This window comes from Proteus faecis (assembly GCF_003144395.1).
GTDB lineage: Bacteria > Pseudomonadota > Gammaproteobacteria > Enterobacterales > Enterobacteriaceae > Proteus > Proteus faecis.
The window spans coordinates 1-16,864 of the sequence record NZ_PENZ01000012.1; the positions used below are offsets into that span (position 1 = coordinate 1).

General features: G+C 39.1%; 16 protein-coding genes. 8 read left to right on the forward strand and 8 right to left on the reverse strand.

The window, feature by feature from the left end; genetic code table 11:
* A partial coding sequence (locus DK858_RS18230; protein WP_228407154.1) for a hypothetical protein occupies positions 1-191 on the forward strand: 191 nt, incomplete at its 5' end.
* Positions 192-200: 9 nt separating this feature from the next.
* On the opposite strand, the gene gmhB is transcribed toward DK858_RS18230, so the two are convergent.
* On the reverse strand, positions 201-767 hold the full coding sequence (gene gmhB, locus DK858_RS02940) for a D-glycero-beta-D-manno-heptose 1,7-bisphosphate 7-phosphatase (protein WP_109396157.1): 567 nt from the start codon (positions 765-767) through the stop codon (positions 201-203).
* Between the two features lie 188 nt (positions 768-955).
* Between gmhB and metN the strand changes: the two genes are divergently transcribed.
* The 6 genes from metN (at position 956) to proS (ending at position 6,683) form a co-directional block, all read left to right on the forward strand.
* The gene (gene metN, locus DK858_RS02945) at positions 956-1,987 is read left to right on the forward strand and encodes a methionine ABC transporter ATP-binding protein MetN (protein WP_109396158.1); all 1,032 of its coding nucleotides are present in this window, start codon (positions 956-958) and stop codon (positions 1,985-1,987) included.
* Positions 1,980-2,633 carry a methionine ABC transporter permease MetI gene (locus DK858_RS02950; protein WP_072064246.1) on the forward strand — a complete coding sequence of 218 codons (654 nt, stop codon included), beginning with the start codon at positions 1,980-1,982 and terminating at the stop codon, positions 2,631-2,633. Before metN ends, DK858_RS02950 begins: the two co-directional genes overlap by 8 nt.
* Positions 2,634-2,699: 66 nt before the next feature.
* Positions 2,700-3,515, forward strand: a complete 816-nt coding sequence (locus DK858_RS02955) for a MetQ/NlpA family lipoprotein (protein ID WP_109396159.1) — start codon at positions 2,700-2,702, stop codon at positions 3,513-3,515.
* A gap of 130 nt (positions 3,516-3,645) precedes the next feature.
* A complete protein-coding gene (rcsF, locus tag DK858_RS02960) occupies positions 3,646-4,056 on the forward strand; it encodes an Rcs stress response system protein RcsF (protein WP_109396160.1) in 411 nt (136 codons plus the stop codon).
* Positions 4,053-4,760 (forward strand): tRNA (N6-threonylcarbamoyladenosine(37)-N6)-methyltransferase TrmO, encoded by a 708-nt coding sequence (gene tsaA / locus DK858_RS02965; RefSeq protein ID WP_109396161.1) that lies wholly within the window; start codon positions 4,053-4,055, stop codon positions 4,758-4,760. The genes rcsF and tsaA overlap by 4 nt, the downstream gene beginning before the upstream one ends.
* Positions 4,761-4,967: 207 nt before the next feature.
* Positions 4,968-6,683, forward strand: coding sequence for a proline--tRNA ligase (proS, locus tag DK858_RS02970; protein ID WP_109396162.1), 1,716 nt, complete (start codon positions 4,968-4,970; stop codon positions 6,681-6,683).
* A 212-nt stretch (positions 6,684-6,895) separates the two neighbouring features.
* Here the strand turns inward: proS and nlpE are convergent, their stop codons facing one another.
* Entirely contained in the window at positions 6,896-7,576 is a 681-nt protein-coding gene (gene nlpE, locus DK858_RS02975; RefSeq protein WP_109396163.1) for an envelope stress response activation lipoprotein NlpE, read from the reverse strand.
* A gap of 261 nt (positions 7,577-7,837) precedes the next feature.
* Between nlpE and rof the strand changes: the two genes are divergently transcribed.
* Positions 7,838-8,098 (forward strand): Rho-binding antiterminator, encoded by a 261-nt coding sequence (rof, locus tag DK858_RS02980; RefSeq protein ID WP_072064250.1) that lies wholly within the window; start codon positions 7,838-7,840, stop codon positions 8,096-8,098.
* Between the two features lie 33 nt (positions 8,099-8,131).
* On the opposite strand, the gene tilS is transcribed toward rof, so the two are convergent.
* The 6 genes from tilS to lpxB form a co-directional block, all read right to left on the reverse strand.
* Positions 8,132-9,466 (reverse strand): tRNA lysidine(34) synthetase TilS, encoded by a 1,335-nt coding sequence (gene tilS, locus DK858_RS02985; RefSeq protein ID WP_109396164.1) that lies wholly within the window; start codon positions 9,464-9,466, stop codon positions 8,132-8,134.
* 168 nt (positions 9,467-9,634) lie between these two features.
* On the reverse strand, positions 9,635-10,378 hold the full coding sequence (locus tag DK858_RS02990; RefSeq protein WP_109396165.1) for an SDR family NAD(P)-dependent oxidoreductase: 744 nt from the start codon (positions 10,376-10,378) through the stop codon (positions 9,635-9,637).
* A 242-nt stretch (positions 10,379-10,620) separates the two neighbouring features.
* Entirely contained in the window at positions 10,621-11,580 is a 960-nt protein-coding gene (gene accA, locus DK858_RS02995; RefSeq protein WP_072064253.1) for an acetyl-CoA carboxylase carboxyl transferase subunit alpha, read from the reverse strand.
* Between the two features lie 12 nt (positions 11,581-11,592).
* Positions 11,593-15,075 carry a DNA polymerase III subunit alpha gene (dnaE, locus tag DK858_RS03000; protein ID WP_109396166.1) on the reverse strand — a complete coding sequence of 1,161 codons (3,483 nt, stop codon included), beginning with the start codon at positions 15,073-15,075 and terminating at the stop codon, positions 11,593-11,595.
* 21 nt (positions 15,076-15,096) lie between these two features.
* Positions 15,097-15,687: a ribonuclease HII gene (gene rnhB / locus DK858_RS03005; protein WP_109396167.1), complete on the reverse strand. Its 591-nt coding sequence runs from the start codon at positions 15,685-15,687 to the stop codon at positions 15,097-15,099.
* Positions 15,687-16,859 (reverse strand): lipid-A-disaccharide synthase, encoded by a 1,173-nt coding sequence (gene lpxB, locus DK858_RS03010; RefSeq protein ID WP_109396168.1) that lies wholly within the window; start codon positions 16,857-16,859, stop codon positions 15,687-15,689. Before lpxB ends, rnhB begins: the two co-directional genes overlap by 1 nt.
* Between the last annotated feature and the right edge of the window lie 5 nt (positions 16,860-16,864).

Genomic DNA, 16,864 nt, shown 5'->3' on the forward strand with positions numbered 1-16,864 from the left:
GAGGAGGTGCATTCTACATCTTCCTCATTCAGTGTCAAGCGTTTATTTTCAAGGCTTTTCACTTTTTTTCTTTGTTCTCTCAACCAGTTCGCTTAGCGCCCTGTGCCGTGACAACGAGGACGCATTATAGGGAGTTTTCTGAGGCTGGCAATAGTTTTTTTAAAAAAAATGTTCGTTTGTTGGTAATTTAAACGAAGTGCCTATTTTTTGTGGCTTTTTAGCCATTTTGGCAAGTCTGCTAGGCTATCGAGAACAAAATCTGCGCACTGTTGTGCCTCTTCTGTTATCTCTTTTCCTGTGCGAACAAGAATTTTATGCCCCACTCCCGCAGCTTTTGCTGCCAACATATCTTCTTTTTTATCACCAACCATATAAGAAGAAGCCATATCGATGTTTAATTGTGCTTTCGCATCCATAAACATACCTGGGGCTGGTTTGCGACAATCACATTCTTTCTTATATTCACCTACAGCGGCATCAGGATGGTGAGGACAATAATAGATACCATCCAAATCAACACCTCTATCTGCCAAAGACCAATCCATCCACTCTGTTAAATGTAAAAATTGATCTTCACTATAGTAGCCACGACCAATGCCCGATTGATTAGTCACGAGTACCAAGGCATATCCCATCGCTTTTAATTCAGCCATTGCCTCAATAACGCCATCGATAAACTCAAAGTTATCAATTTCAGACACATAACCATGGTCTATATTAATAGTTCCATCGCGATCTAAAAAAATCGCAGAAATCCCCTTGCTCACAACATTACTCCATTTAGACATTTTTATTAGTATCGCATGTTTTTTCTTATATAGAGAATGATATCCATAGCTTTCTTTATTACTCGCCAACTCTTTTTTATTGACTTGGACGTCTAGACGCCTTAACATCTATTCTAACTCGGGCAGAATAGTCTTTATGTCCCATATCTACTTATATAAAGAAAAACATGATTAAACTGACGAATATAAATAAAGTGTTTAAGCAGGGAGAGCGTTCAATACAAGCGCTATCAAACATTAACCTGCATGTACCACAAGGGCAGATTTTTGGTGTTATCGGATCGTCAGGAGCGGGTAAAAGTACATTAATACGTTGTGTGAACATGTTAGAAAAACCAACTTCAGGTGAAGTACTTGTTGATGGTCGTGATCTGACTAAGTTATCTGATAAAGAATTAACAAAAGCACGTCGTGGCATTGGTATGATTTTCCAACATTTCAACTTACTGTCTTCTCGTACAGTATTTGATAATGTGGCTCTACCATTAGAACTTGATAGTACACCGCGTACTGAAATTAATAAGCGTGTTAATGAATTACTTGAATTAGTCGGTTTGTCAGATAAGAAAGAGTATTATCCAGCAAACTTATCTGGTGGGCAAAAGCAACGTGTTGCAATTGCACGCGCATTAGCAAATTCACCAAACGTTTTATTGTGTGATGAAGCAACTAGCGCCCTTGATCCAGCAACAACACGTTCTATTTTAGAATTACTAAAAGATATTAACCGTCGTTTAGGCCTCACCATTTTATTAATCACGCATGAAATGGACGTTGTAAAACGTATTTGTGATCAGGTTGCAGTCATAAGTGGTGGTGAATTAGTTGAAAGTGATGCGGTGAGTGCAGTTTTCTCTCATCCCAAAACACCGGTTTCTCAGGCTTTTATCCAATCAACACTGCAATTGGATATTCCTGAAGATTACAAAGAACGTATGAAACCAGAATGGGAGGAAGGGTTATTCCCATTATTAAAACTTGAATTTAACGGTCAATCAGTTGATGCACCATTAATGTCTATTGTTGCTCGTCGTTTTGACGCAGATATTAATATTTTAAGTTCACAAATGGACTATGCCGGTGGTGTTAAGTTTGGCGTGATGTTAGCTGAGCTACACGGTAAGAATGGTAATACTGAAAAGTCTATTGCGTTTTTAGAAGAGCATCATGTGAAAGTAGAGGTTCTCGGTTATGTCTGAAGGAATGATTTATTTATTAATTAGTGGGATCTGGGAAACCTTAGTCATGACCTTCGTTTCAGGCTTCTTTGGTTTTATCATCGGACTACCACTTGGTGTTTTACTTTATGTCACTCGTCCTGAACAAATTATGGCAAATCCACCTGCCTATCGTGTGATCTCAGCACTTGTGAATATTTTTAGGGCTATCCCTTTTATTATCTTACTTGTATGGATGATCCCTTTTACTCGCTTAGTTGTAGGAACATCCATTGGCTTACAAGCGGCTATCGTGCCATTAACGGTTGCTGCGGCACCTTTTATAGCTCGTATGGTCGAAAATACACTATTGGAAATCCCACAAGGATTAATTGAAGCATCTCGTTCTATGGGTGCAACACCAATGCAAATTATTAAGAAAGTTTTATTACCAGAATCGTTACCAGGCTTGATTAATGCTGCAACTATTACACTAATTACATTAGTGGGTTACTCAGCTATGGGTGGTGCTGTTGGTGCCGGTGGTTTAGGTCAAATTGGCTATCAATATGGTTATGTTGGCTATAATGCAACGGTAATGAATATTGTCATTGTTCTACTCGTTATTCTTGTTTTTATCATTCAGTTTTTCGGCGATCGCTTAGTGAAGCTGACAACACATAAATAATTAGATTGAAGGTTTCAATTATTAAATCGGGACCTTTTAATTAACAGATCAAATAAGGGTAAATGTATGTCATTGAAATTTAAATCGCTCGCAGTCGTAAGTGCTTTAATTGGCGCATTAGCATTAGCTGGTTGTGGTGAAAAAGAAAAAGATCCAAACCATATTCGTGTTGGTGTTATTTCTGGCTCCGAGCAACAAGTTGCAGAAGTAGCAAAACAAGTAGCTAAAGATAAATATGGTCTTGATGTAGAACTCGTTACTTTCAATGACTTTGTGATGCCTAATGAATCATTAAGTCGTGGTGATATCGATCTTAATGCATTCCAACATAAACCTTATTTAGATCAGCAAATTAAAGATCGTAATTTTAAAATTACTGCGGTGGGAAATACCTTTATTTACCCAATCGCAGGTTACTCTAAAAAAATTACTGATTTAGCGGATTTACCTGATGGCGCTCAAGTGGCTATCCCTAACGATCCAACTAACTTAGGTCGTTCACTGCTGTTACTAGAAAAAGTAGGATTAATCAAATTAAAAGACGGTGTAGGCTTATTACCAACTTCTTTAGATATTATTGAAAATCCTAAAAATCTAAAATTAGTAGAATTAGAAGCACCTCAATTACCACGTTCATTAGATGATCAAAAAATCTATTTGGCGGTAATTAATACCACTTATGCAAGCCAAGTAAACTTAACACCAGCAAAAGACGGCATTTTTGTTGAAAATAAAGACTCTCCATATGTAAATATCATTGTTGCACGCGAAGATAATAAAGACAGTGAGAATGTGAAGAAATTTATTCAAGCCTATCAAACAGATGAAGTAGATAGTGCTGCAAATAAAATCTTTAACGGTGGTGCTGTAAAAGGCTGGTAATACGTTTAAATTTAGCTTAATTATAAAAAAGGCGGACATTTGTTCGCCTTTCTCTTTTTTACTTGGCTAATTTGCATTAAATTAGTGCCGTTTAATTTTTGTCTAGACAATAATAAAGAGGATATTACCCATGCACATGCGCTTGCTACTTATTGGCATCATGGCGCTGTTTATGACAGGCTGTTCAATGCAAAAATCATCTGATGTTGATCAGTCTAAATTTACGGATATGCGTTTAAATAAACCAGGGCAACCACAGAAGCCCAAATCACAGACTTTACCTTCAGTACGTATTGTTGAAAAAACAGAAGATCTTTTAGGTGCTCCTTTTAAAGATCTAGGTATTGTCGCAGGAGAGTCTTGTCGTCAAACATTACAAGATCCACCAGCAAGTTTACCTATTGCTAAAAAAAGAATGGCAACAAAAGCAGCCTACAAAAATGCAAATGCCGTTTTGTTACATGAATGCCAAATTGTCACAGGCCTAGGTTGCTATCAATCCGCTATTTGTGAAGGCTCAGCACTACTTATTACTAAATGAATACCTACCAAATGAATCCTATAGGGTATATTTCGAGCCCTTATAAAGAAAAATTTGCTGTTCCACGCCAACCTGGATTAATCCAGGATGGCGGCGGGCAACTTATTCTACATACACCTTATAATCACCCTGATGCAGTGAGAGGTTTAGAGCAATTTAGTCACCTTTGGTTAATTTTTGTTTTTCATCAAACAGCACAACATGGTTGGCATCCACTCGTTCGTCCCCCAAGATTAGGCGGTAACGCCAAAGTTGGTGTATTTGCAACTCGCTCAACCTTTCGCCCCAACCCAATTGGTATGTCATTGGTTGAATTGAAAAAAGTAAATATAGAGAATCAATCTGTTATTTTAGAACTAGGTAGCCTTGATTTAGTTGATGGTACGCCTATTCTTGATATCAAACCTTATTTACCATTTGCAGAATCTCGCCCAAATGCAATTGCAGGATTTGCACAAGAAGCACCCAACAATGAAATGTCTGTTTTCTTTTCGCAGCTTGCATTAGAACAACTGCAATACTATGCCAATGAATACCCTCATCTTCCGCGTTTTATTACCCAAGTATTACAGCAAGATCCTCGCCCTGCTTATAAAAAGGACGAACAAAGTGATAGAATTTATGCGGTACACTTACTCGAATTTAATATTCGCTGGCAAGTCAATCAACAACAGACACTTGTTCTTAGTATAGAACCGCGGTAACTTGCTATTACCTTCATTGATATTGTTATCATGAATAATCTGATCTGAAAGTCATTCTCATGTCTTTAGACAAATCAGATTGAAAAAAATGCTTTGCCCCTTTTGGCAGACCTAAGTCACTGGTAGACTAAAGTCCTTCTCTAATTATATTGATATAGACTGGCGTGACAGTCAGCCTAAGTATTTTTGTTCTAATGGAACCTAATAATGCGTACTAGCCACTATTTGCTCTCTACTCTAAAAGAGACACCTGCTGATGCAGAAATTGTCAGCCATCAACTTATGCTTCGCGCAGGCATGATCCGTAAACTCGCTTCTGGTCTTTATGATTGGATGCCTACAGGCGTTCGTGTTCTAAGAAAAATTGAAAAAATTGTTCGTGAAGAGATGGACAACGCAGGCTCTCTTGAGATTTCAATGCCCGTTGTTCAACCCGCTGACTTATGGCTAGAAAGTGGTCGCTGGGAACAGTATGGTCCTGAATTACTGCGTTTTTCAGACAGAGGTGAGCGCCCATTTGTTTTAGGCCCGACTCATGAAGAAGTTGTTACGGATATTGTTCGTAATGAAATTACCTCTTACAAACAACTTCCACTGAACTTATATCAAATCCAAACTAAATTCCGTGATGAAGTACGCCCTCGTTTTGGTGTTATGCGTTCTCGTGAATTTATCATGAAAGATGCTTACTCTTTCCATATCTCTCAAGAGTCTTTACAAGAGACTTACGACAGAATGTACGAGGCTTACAGCAAAATTTTCTCACGTATTGGTTTAGATTTCCGCCCAGTACTTGCAGATACTGGCTCTATCGGTGGTAATGCCTCTCATGAATTCCAAGTTTTAGCAGACAGCGGTGAAGATGATATCGTCTTCTCTACTGGCTCTGACTATGCAGCCAATATCGAATTAGCAGAAGCAATAATGCCTGCGACTCCACGCGCTGCGGCAACTGAAGAATTACGTTTAGTGGATACACCAAACGCTAAAACAATTGCTGAATTAGTCGAACAGTTCAATCTGCCAATTGAAAAAACAGTTAAGACACTGATTGTTCATGGCACAAAAGAAAGTGGTCACCCATTAGTTGCATTATTAGTCCGTGGCGATCACGAACTTAATGAAGTTAAAGCAGAAAAATGCGCTATCGTTGCAGCACCTTTAACTTTCGCTACTGAAGCTGAAATACGCCAAGCTGTAAATGCAGGACCAGGTTCACTAGGCCCTGTTAATCTGCCACTGCCAGTTATTATGGATCGTTCAGTCTCTATAATGAGTGATTTCAGTGCAGGTGCAAACGTTGATGGTAAACACTATTTTGGTATCAACTGGGAGCGTGATCTGCCTATTGCTGAAATTGCTGACATCCGTAACGTTGTTGAAGGTGATCCAAGCCCAGATGGCAAAGGAACGTTGCTAATTAAACGTGGTATTGAAGTTGGTCATATCTTCCAACTTGGCACAAAATATTCAGAAGCATTAAAAGCAACCGTACAAAACGAAGAAGGCCATAATCAAATCGTTACTATGGGTTGTTATGGTATCGGTATAACTCGTATCGTTGCTGCTGCTATTGAACAAAATCATGATGCACGCGGTATTATTTGGCCAGATGCGATTGCACCATTCCAAGTTGCTATTTTACCAATGAATATGCACCGTTCTTATCGTGTTAAAGAAGTCGCTGACAAACTTTATAACGAATTACGCGCTCAAGGTATTGATGTTTTATTTGATGATCGTAAAGAACGTCCTGGTGTAATGTTTGCTGATATGGAACTTATCGGTATTCCACACACGATCGTGATTGGTGATCGTAACTTAGACAACAACCAAATCGAATATAAAGCGCGTCGTAGTGATGATAAATCACTGGTCAATGTTGACGATGTTGTCGCCTTTATCAAAGAGCAACTCGCTTAATCATTAAGCCTCTTATTTTTGAGGCTTGATTGATAAGTTACCAGCGTATCCTCTCAGATACGCTGGTAACTGCAATCAGAATAATATATCAAACGAAAAAGACTGAGTTCAGTTCAATACCGGACTCAGTCTTTGCTCAACTCATTTAAACTGTCTAATAAACGCAATACTATTCAATAGGCGATTTTTTATTAAAACAAAACCGCTAAAACTCAACTTCTGCCACTGCGATGGTTTCCACAAGAGCCATGGCGATTAAAACGAGGCTTCGCATCCGTAACCACTAATGCTCGATCAAATTTACCATCTTCCATCGAAGGCCGAATACTGTAATAACCATTAACTTCAAGGTAAACAGGTGTTCCACCATCAACACCCGTTGAGAAATAGCCTTTTTCCAATTCAATACCACTGGCTGCGTAAACGCGTCCTGATTGGCAATCTTTAAACGTACCTGCATCGGCAAAATAGGTATATTCACCTGCGAGCTGTTTAGGCTGAACCTTAGCTAAGGTATAATTTAGTTCTGAGTTAATAACGTTGCCATCAATATCAAGCATAACTAATTTATCTTCGCGAGGTAAATAATAGCTCTTCTCACCATAGCTATTAGTCAACGTCAGCTTATCTTTACCTAATGCCCATGTTCCTGACTCAAAGAAACTACGTTTCTCATCAGGTAAACCTTGATAGCTTTGCTCCATAACGTAAGAGCCATCTTGATTAACAAGAATTGTTGTGTCGATACCAGAACAATCGGCACAAGGCAGAATACTGTTGTAAGTTTGATCTACAATTTTTCCATCAAGTGATAAGCCAATATTATTTTGACAACCTGACAGCACAAATAACCCCGCAGCAACGGCTGCAAATAAAAATTTTTTCCCCATCATCAACTCCCTACATTCTGGGTACTTTTTAATAAATCATTTTCAATATGATTCTAACATTTTTTAAAATAAAAAGGGGCAATAAAACAAGCTTTAAGACAAATGCACCCATAATGCTAATTATTTCTCAAATCACTTCGAATAAAGCACTATTTCAGAAAATTATTATAATAACTATTGTGCTCACATCGAATAACAGCATAATGATTTTATTCTGAATTATTCACTGGCGGCAACACCGCCACGAAAGAGTGGTGAGGGAATATGTCAACAAATACAGAATATCAACCAATTAACTGTGATGATTATGAGTATCTGGAGTTAGCATGCCAGCGTGGTTTAGCGCTCCATATTGAACTACATGATGGTGAGCTTATTGAAGGTATTGCGGATGATCTTTTTTTAAGCAAGAAAGTTGAATACCTAAAAGTCAAAACATCTGAAGGCTCTAAAGATTTACGACTGGATGTTATTGCCAGTTTTTCTAATCCCGAACTTGGGACAATCATTATTAAATCGGAATAACCGAATAAAGAACAACCGCCAACAGGCGGTTGTTCATTCATGAGCCTTTCGCCACCCAATAGTAATAGCATGTTCTGATGTTGCTTTTCCCTCAAAAGTAACAAATGTATCAATAGCTACAATTAGCGTATCATTATAATAAATCAAAGGGATCCTAGTTCTACGCCAAGGCGCAATTTCAAGCTCTTGCCAAATTTTTTTACTATGCCGAGCATGTTCTCGCCCTACAATACGTAAAGATGTTTGTGTTAAACCAAAACGCACGGTGACTTTTTCATCACTTGAAGGCTTTCTAACCGTGTTTTTTCCTGTTTCGGCTACAAGAGATAGCGTCCCTAAACCATTAGGTAAATATAAAGGTTCACTGAGCGACGACCACTCAATAATGTGATCTACGAGCTCTTCGATGATTGGAACTAAATAAAGGCGTTGCTTATAGCGCCTGACTTCATCTTGATCAAATTGTAATCGAGGTGCTGCATCTTCTTTTGCTAATGCAACTTCTTGCCATAATCGTAAGATTTGTTGTCGTGATGGCATGGATTTATTATGTTTAGCAAACCAGCGCCTCAGTAACGCGTTACGCTTTATAACACTACAATGGGCAAGTTGATTAATATCTAAGCTATTCTCAATATCCATTAAACCATTAAGTTCAGAGTCTAATAGTTCATCTAATAGTGCCTCTTGTTCACCACACAATGCAGCACTTCGAGTTACTGCTTGTGAAAAATGAGGCCAACGTTGAGTTAGTAAAGGCATAACACGTAATCGTAAAAAATTACGATCGTAACGATCATCTTGGTTACTATCGTCTTCTATCCAATCTAGCCCTTGCTCAGTAGCATAAAATTCAATTTGCTCACGCGTAATATTGAGTAAAGGGCGAAGTAAATAACTATTCTCGAACACCATTTTGGCAGGCATCGAGGAAAGTCCAGCAGGACCACTACCTCGCTTTAAAGCCAGTAAAAAAGTTTCAGCTTGATCATCTTGGTGTTGAGCTGTCACTAACACTTGTTGCGACTGTAAATATCGACGAAAAGCTTCATAACGCGCCTCTCGTGCCCCCTTTTCAAGCCCTCCATCTTTAGGATCGACACTCACTTTTTCACTGATAAAATCAACACGCCATTGCTGACAACATTGTTTACAATGAGTAAGCCAATCATCTGCTCTGATATTTAATCCATGATGAATATAGATAGCTGTTAATTCTAAAGGTAATTGGAATTCATCACGTAAACGTACAAGCCCTTGTAATAAAACAGTGGAATCTACCCCCCCACTAAAACCCACCAAAATTTTAGTGTAAGGATCAATTTGTTGTTTGATTTCTTTAAGGAGTAAGTCGTATTTCTGTTTCATTGTATCGTTATTTATCTGTGAATTCAGATGATTATGTTAAGCTTTTCTATCTGATTTTGCACGAATACAACGTCCCCCTGAAAAATGAATATAAGATTTAAGATATTTTATTACTGATGAAGAAAGATAAGGCAGAATAAACACTATTCTGCCTAAAATAAATACAATTTACGCTGTAAAACCACCATCAACCAAATAAGATGCGCCTGTTACAAAAGAAGCTGCATCACTGGCTAAGAAGGCCACAACATTAGCGACTTCTTCTGGTGTTCCAAGACGACCAATGGGATGCAGTGTTGCTAATTTTTGCTTATCGAGCTCACGTCCATCTAATAATGGCGTATCAATATACCCAGGACAAACCGCGTTAATACGAATACCTTTACTTGCATAATCAATGGCAAGTGTTTGCGTCAGTAATTTAACGCCCCCTTTTGACGCACAATAAGCAGGAAACTCATGTTGACCAACAAAAGAACAAATTGAACTACAATTAACAATCGCACCTGAAATTTTATTTTTTAACCAATACTGAATGGCAGTACGATTAATCAGAAATAGTCCATTAAGGTTAACATCTAATACCCCTTTCCATTTCTCATACTCCAATTTATCTGCAATGTTATCTGTTAAAACCCCAGCATTAGCAAATATAAAATCCATTCGTCCATACTTAGTGACGACATAATCGACAAGTTGTTTATTTTCTTTTTCACTGGCGACATCCATTTGAACAAACTCAGCGACAAATCCTTTTTCTTTTAGGTATTTTTCTGCTTTTTGCCCTCGTACCAAATTACTGCCAGTAATAACAACTGACGCACCTAAGGATAAAAACTTTTCAGCTGATGCTAGACCAATACCACTATTACCACCTGTAATAATTCCTACTTTTCCACTAAACGATATCATCGTGCTTTCCTTATTAAAGAATTAAATGACCAGATAAAATAATAGCTATTGCTTATTATTCTTTTAGTGAAAATTAGAATTAATATTGTTTTTGAGATGGGCTTAACATACTGATATATAATATATTATTGTTAATATCACTTAGTTTAATTATCTCAATAGAGATAGTTTTCAGAGCGTCAAAAAAAGCCCCATGTGATTAACATGAGGCTCATCTCAGAATTGATTCAGATATGATTAGATCAGCAGTAACCGTATTCCATTAAACGTTGGTAACGACGATTTGTTAGCTCTTCTGATTCAAACGCATCCAATTCTACTAAATCGGATTGAATTTGCGCTTTCAATGAAGCGGCAATTTCATCATAGTGACGATGCGCACCACCTAAAGGCTCAGGAATAACCGTATCAATTAGCTTAAGCTCTTTTAAACGGTTCGCAGTGATCCCCATCGCTTCTGCGGCTAATGGTGCTTTATCAGCGCTTTTCCAAAGAATAGATGCACAACCTTCTGGTGAAATAACAGAATAAGTGCTGTATTGCAGCATATTTACTTTATCACCTACACCAATCGCTAATGCTCCGCCAGAACCGCCTTCCCCAATAACCGTACAGATAATTGGCACATTAAAGCGTGACATTTCACGTAAGTTACGTGCAATGGCTTCTGATTGACCACGCTCTTCAGCACCAACACCAGGATAAGCACCCGGAGTGTCAATAAAGGTGATAATGGGTAAATTAAAACGCTGTGCCATTTCCATTAAACGCAGTGCTTTTCGATAACCTTCTGGTGCAGGCATACCAAAATTACGGCGAATTTTTTCTTTTGTTTCACGCCCTTTTTGGTGCCCGATAACCATCACTGGACGACCATCTAAACGCGCAATACCACCAACAATCGCTTTATCATCAGCATAAGCACGATCACCTGCTAATTCTTGGAAATCAGTAAAAATGCGATGAATATAATCCAGTGTGTAAGGTCTTAATGGATGACGCGCAAGTTGTGCCACTTGCCATGCACCAAGATCAGAAAAAATCTTACGTGTTAACTCTAGGCTTTTTTCTCTTAAACGTGAGACTTCTTCATCGATATTGATATCGATTTTTTCATCATGTTGGCTAACTGCGGTGAGCGAATCAATTTTCGCTTCTAACTCGGCAATTGGCTGTTCAAAATCCAGAAAATTAAGACTCATAACATTCCTATTTTAGTCAAATTCTAATTCTACCTGCTCATTACCCAGCAGAGTTCGCAGATCCGTTAAAAGCATATCCGTTGGCGTAACACGCCAAGTCGCACCAAATCGTAAACGTGCACAGGCATCATGCTTTTCAAAATAAAGGTGAACCGGTATCGTGCCTGAACGATGAGGTTCTAAAACGCCGCGAAGACGATTTAATAATTGCTCATTAATTTGCCTGTCCGATAACGAGATAGCAAGTCCTCGTGCATATTTTTCACGGGCTTCGTTGATATCCATAAGTTCGCGGACTGTCATTTTAAGCCCACCATTGAAATCATCAAAGCTGACCTGCCCAGTAGCAATTAAAATCTTGTCTTGTTCTAATAAATGTTGGTATTTATCCAATGCATCAGAAAATAACATAATTTCTAAGCGACCTGAACGATCATCTAAGGTACAAACACCGATCCGATTTCCACGTTTCGTTGTGAATACTTTAGAAGCAAGTACTAAACCTGCTACCTTCACCATTTGACCCCGAGGTGTTGGTACTAAATCTTTTAGACGCGTTCCTGCCGCATATCGTTCAATTTCTTTTAAATAACGCGTGATCGGATGACCTGTTAAATATAAACCTAAAGTCTCTCGTTCACCTTCTAAAACAACTTGGTCTGGCCATTTAGGTATATTGGCATAAGAGCGCTCTACTTGTTCAGGTGCTTCAGCTAACACGCCGAACATGTCAGATTGCCCTATTGCTTCAGCTTTGGCATGTTGGTCTGCGGCTTTTAATGCATCTTCTAATGAAGACATCAAAGCAGCACGATGGGGCCCCAGCTTATCGAATGCGCCTGACATTATCAGTTTTTCCATCACTCGGCGATTCAATTTTTTCGTATCTGTTCTAGCACAGAGATCAAAAATATCTTTAAAGTGACCACCTTGTTGACGCGCTTCTACAATTGCTTCAATTGGACCTTCACCCACACCTTTAATGGCACCAATACCATAAACGATTTCGCCTTCATCATTAACGTGAAAATGATAAAGTCCACTATTAATATCAGGAGGTAGAACTTTTAATCCCATTCTCCAACATTCGTCAACTAATCCCACGACCTTTTCGGTATTATCCATATCAGCTGTCATTACTGCAGCCATAAATTCAGCTGGATAGTGGGCTTTTAACCATAATGTTTGATAAGAAACTAAGGCATAAGCTGCTGAGTGCGATTTGTTAAATCCATAACCGGCAAATTTCTCTACCAAGTCAAAGATTTTCATGGCTAATTCACCGTCTACACCATTTTTGATAGCACCTTCTTCAAAAACAGAGCGTTGCTTTGCCATCTCCTCGGGCTTTTTCTTCCCCATAGCCCGTCGTAACATATCCGCACCGCCTAGCGTATATCCTGCAAGAACCTGCGCAATTTGCATAACTTGTTCTTGATATAAGATAACGCCATAAGTAGGCTCTAAAACCGGCTGTAGGCTTTCATGTTGCCATTTAACATCAGGGTATGAAATTTCTTCAACACCGTGTTTACGATCGATAAAGTTATCAACCATACCTGATTGCAATGGTCCAGGGCGGAATAGGGCAACTAATGCGATCATATCTTCGAAACAGTCTGGACGTAGTCGCTTGATGAGATCTTTCATGCCACGAGATTCTAACTGGAATACCGCGGTTGTCTCTGAGCGTTGCAACATGTCAAAACTGCGCTGATCTGTCAATGAGATCGCTGAAATATCAACAGGTTCAAGTGACTTTTTAGCTCGTCGGGCATTAATCATCTCTAATGCCCAGTTAATAATAGTTAGTGTTCTTAATCCTAAGAAGTCGAATTTAACAAGACCTGCGTATTCAACGTCGTTTTTATCAAATTGTGTAACGGGGTTATTTCCCTCTGCATCACAGTAAAGTGGTGCAAAATCGGTAATTTTCGTGGGTGATATAACAACACCACCCGCATGTTTACCCGCATTACGTGTTACTCCTTCTAATTTACGAGCCATATCAATAAGAGATTTGACCTCTTCATCAGCTTCATAAATTTCAGGTAATTGAGGCTCGGCAGCAAATGCTTTTTCCAGCGTCATACCCGGATCAGGAGGAACAAGTTTTGAAATTCTATCAACAAAACCGTAAGGGTGCCCTAAAACACGGCCAACATCGCGAATAACTGCTTTCGCCGCCATCGTACCAAATGTAATAATCTGAGATACTGCATCACGACCGTACATTTCAGCAACGTGGTCAATAACTCTATCGCGTTTCTCCATACAGAAATCGACGTCAAAGTCAGGCATCGAAACACGTTCAGGGTTAAGAAAACGTTCGAAAAGCAAGTCAAATTCAAGAGGATCAAGATCTGTTATTTTCAGCGAATAAGCCACGAGTGAACCCGCACCTGAACCGCGCCCAGGACCAACAGGAACACCATTATCTTTAGACCACTGAATAAACTCCATCACGATAAGGAAGTAACCAGGGAACCCCATCTGGTTAATTACTTTCAGCTCGATATCAAGACGTTCATCATATTCAGGACGTCTTTTTTGTCGCTCTTCGGGATCTGGAAATAAAAAGGCTAAACGCTCTTCTAAACCTTCTTGTGATTTTTTAACAAGGAAATCTTCTGTACTCATATTCCCAGTTGGAAATTGAGGAAGGAAGTATTCCCCTAAACGGATCGTGACATTACAGCGTTTAGCGATTTCAACACTGTTTTCTAATGCTTCAGGTATATCAGCAAATAATTCACACATTTCTTCTTCTGTGCGCATATACTGCTGAGGGCTATAATTTTTAGGACGTTTGGGATCCGATAACGTAAAACCATCATGAATTGCGACACGAATTTCATGTGCATCAAAATCATCACTGTCGAGAAAACAGACATCATTGGTTGCAACGACAGGCAGACCTTTTTCAGAAGCTAGTGCAACTGCTTCATGAAGATAAGCTTCCTCATCAGTACGACCCGTACGAATAAGTTCTAGATAATAACTATCGGGAAAATGAGTTTGATAATACTCAAGACACTGATCAACTAAAGCTCGATTTCCGCGAAGTAGAAACTTCCCGACATCCCCCATTCTGCCACCAGAAAGCAACAAGAGCCCTTCTTTATAGGTTGTTAGCCACTCTTGTTTAATCGTCGGCCCAGCAGCGCCATAACCGTGTTTGTAAGCTTCTGAAATCAGTAAAGTGAGATTTTGGTATCCTACATTATTGCGTGCAAGAATAGTAAGATGAGCATACTCATCACCTAATAATTCTGTTTCAAGGTAAACATCAGCGCCAATGATGGGTTTAATGCCAGCACCATGTGCAGCACCATAAAATTTCACTAGCCCACATAAGTTAGTGAAATCAGTAATCGCAAAAGCAGGCATTCCCAGCGAAGCCACTTTCTTCACAAGAGGCCCTGTTTTTGCCAATCCATCGATCATTGAATAATCGCTGTGTACCCTAAGATGGATAAAACGAGGATCTGCCATAGTATTTAATTACTCTGTGGATTACTTTAAATTTAAAGCACGTTTTACAGGCGCAAAACTTTTTCGATGATAGGGTGTTGCCCCTAATAAGGCTAGTTTTTCCATATGGAAAACAGTTGGATACCCTTTATGTTTAGCAAAACCATAATCAGGGTAAAGCTTATCTAACTCTTCCATTTCTCTATCACGAGTCACTTTAGCAAGTATAGAAGCCGCACTAATTTCTTGAACTAAACTATCACCTTTGATAACCGCTTGAGAGGCCATTGGTAATTTAGGACAACGGTTACCATCAATTAAAACCATATCAGGTGTTATTGATAATCCTGCAACAGCGCGTTCCATTGCTTTCATCGTTGCCCAAAGAATATTTAATTCATCAATTTCTTCGGGCTCTGCACGACCTATCGCCCAGCATAATGCTTTTTCTTTTATTTCGTAATAAAGGGCATTACGCTTTTTTTCTGTTAGCTTTTTGGAGTCTGTTAATCCTTCAATTGGATTTGCTGGATCAAGGATAACAGCTGCGGTAACCACTGCGCCCACTAATGGACCTCGACCAACTTCATCAACTCCAGCAATAAGATTTGCTTTTGGATATACAAATTCCATTATTTCTCTACCAATTCTAATACTGCATTTGCTGCTTGCTCATCCGCATTACAACGAATGGCACTATGTAACTGTAAAAATATCTCTTTTAATTGATGTACTTTTTCTTCATCAGTTAAAAGAGGTAAAAGTTGCTGCGCTAACGCTGATGGTTCGCACTCTTCTTGCAATAATTCTTTGATAATTTCTCGGCCAGCTAACAAATTAGGTAAAGAGACATAAGGCGTTTTAACTAACCGTTTTGCTAACCAAAAAGTAAATGGTTTCATGCGATAACCAACAACCATCGGGCATTTGGTTAGCATACATTCTAATGCAGCCGTCCCTGATGCTAACAAAGTCGCATCACTCGCTGTCATTGCTTCTCGTGCTCGCCCATCAAGAAGTTGTATCTCAAGCTCAGGTGCCACATTTTGATGTATTTGTTCAAATTGGGCTCGTCGCTTAGCATTAACTAATGGCACAACAATATGAAGAGAGGGGATCTGCTGTTTTAGTAACTGTGCTGTTTTTATAAAATCAGCACTCAGCATCTCAACTTCAGCATGACGACTACCGGGAAGAAGTGCTAAACACGGTATTTCTTCAGATATCCCTAGATGTTCACGAGCCGCTTTTTTGTCTGGATTTAAGGCTATGGCATCAGCCATTGTATGGCCTATAAAACGACAAGGAACCTGATACTTATCATAAAACGCTTTTTCAAAAGGAAGAAAGGCAAGCACTAAATCTGTCGCTTTACCAATTTTGAAAACACGTTTTTGACGCCAAGCCCACACAGATGGACTGACATAGTGAATAGTTTTGATCCCTTTTTGCTTTAAACGACCTTCAAGAGTGATATTAAAATCAGGCGCGTCGATCCCCACGAAAACATCAGGTTTTAATTCTGAGAATCGTTGAGTGAGATCTTTTCTGATCTTTAATAAGCGAGGTAATCGTTCAAGAACTTCAACGATCCCCATGACGGCAAGCTCTTCCATCTCATACCAAGCTTCACAACCTTCAGCTTGCATAAGAGGTCCAGCAACACCGACAAAGTGAACATTGGGATGCATTTGTTTTAGAGCGCGGATTAAACCCGCGCCCAAGATATCACCGGACGTTTCACCAGCAACTAAGCCGATAATTAACGGACGCTGAGTAGTAGATAATTGGCCTGACAAGGTCATATCCT

What these genes read in the sequence shown, in the direction of transcription:
- metN (WP_109396158.1), top strand. Translation starts at nt 956, where the DNA reads ATGATTAAACTGACGAATATAAATAAAGTGTTTAAGCAGGGAGAGCGT.
- accA (WP_072064253.1), bottom strand. Translation starts at nt 11,580, where the DNA reads ATGAGTCTTAATTTTCTGGATTTTGAACAGCCAATTGCCGAGTTAGAA.
- DK858_RS02950 (WP_072064246.1), top strand. Translation starts at nt 1,980, where the DNA reads ATGTCTGAAGGAATGATTTATTTATTAATTAGTGGGATCTGGGAAACC.
- dnaE (WP_109396166.1), bottom strand. Translation starts at nt 15,075, where the DNA reads ATGGCAGATCCTCGTTTTATCCATCTTAGGGTACACAGCGATTATTCA.
- lpxB (WP_109396168.1), bottom strand. Translation starts at nt 16,859, where the DNA reads ATGACCTTGTCAGGCCAATTATCTACTACTCAGCGTCCGTTAATTATC.
- DK858_RS02955 (WP_109396159.1), top strand. Translation starts at nt 2,700, where the DNA reads ATGTCATTGAAATTTAAATCGCTCGCAGTCGTAAGTGCTTTAATTGGC.
- rnhB (WP_109396167.1), bottom strand. Translation starts at nt 15,687, where the DNA reads ATGGAATTTGTATATCCAAAAGCAAATCTTATTGCTGGAGTTGATGAA.
- tilS (WP_109396164.1), bottom strand. Translation starts at nt 9,466, where the DNA reads ATGAAACAGAAATACGACTTACTCCTTAAAGAAATCAAACAACAAATT.
- rof (WP_072064250.1), top strand. Translation starts at nt 7,838, where the DNA reads ATGTCAACAAATACAGAATATCAACCAATTAACTGTGATGATTATGAG.
- DK858_RS02990 (WP_109396165.1), bottom strand. Translation starts at nt 10,378, where the DNA reads ATGATATCGTTTAGTGGAAAAGTAGGAATTATTACAGGTGGTAATAGT.
- tsaA (WP_109396161.1), top strand. Translation starts at nt 4,053, where the DNA reads ATGAATACCTACCAAATGAATCCTATAGGGTATATTTCGAGCCCTTAT.
- rcsF (WP_109396160.1), top strand. Translation starts at nt 3,646, where the DNA reads ATGCACATGCGCTTGCTACTTATTGGCATCATGGCGCTGTTTATGACA.
- proS (WP_109396162.1), top strand. Translation starts at nt 4,968, where the DNA reads ATGCGTACTAGCCACTATTTGCTCTCTACTCTAAAAGAGACACCTGCT.
- nlpE (WP_109396163.1), bottom strand. Translation starts at nt 7,576, where the DNA reads ATGATGGGGAAAAAATTTTTATTTGCAGCCGTTGCTGCGGGGTTATTT.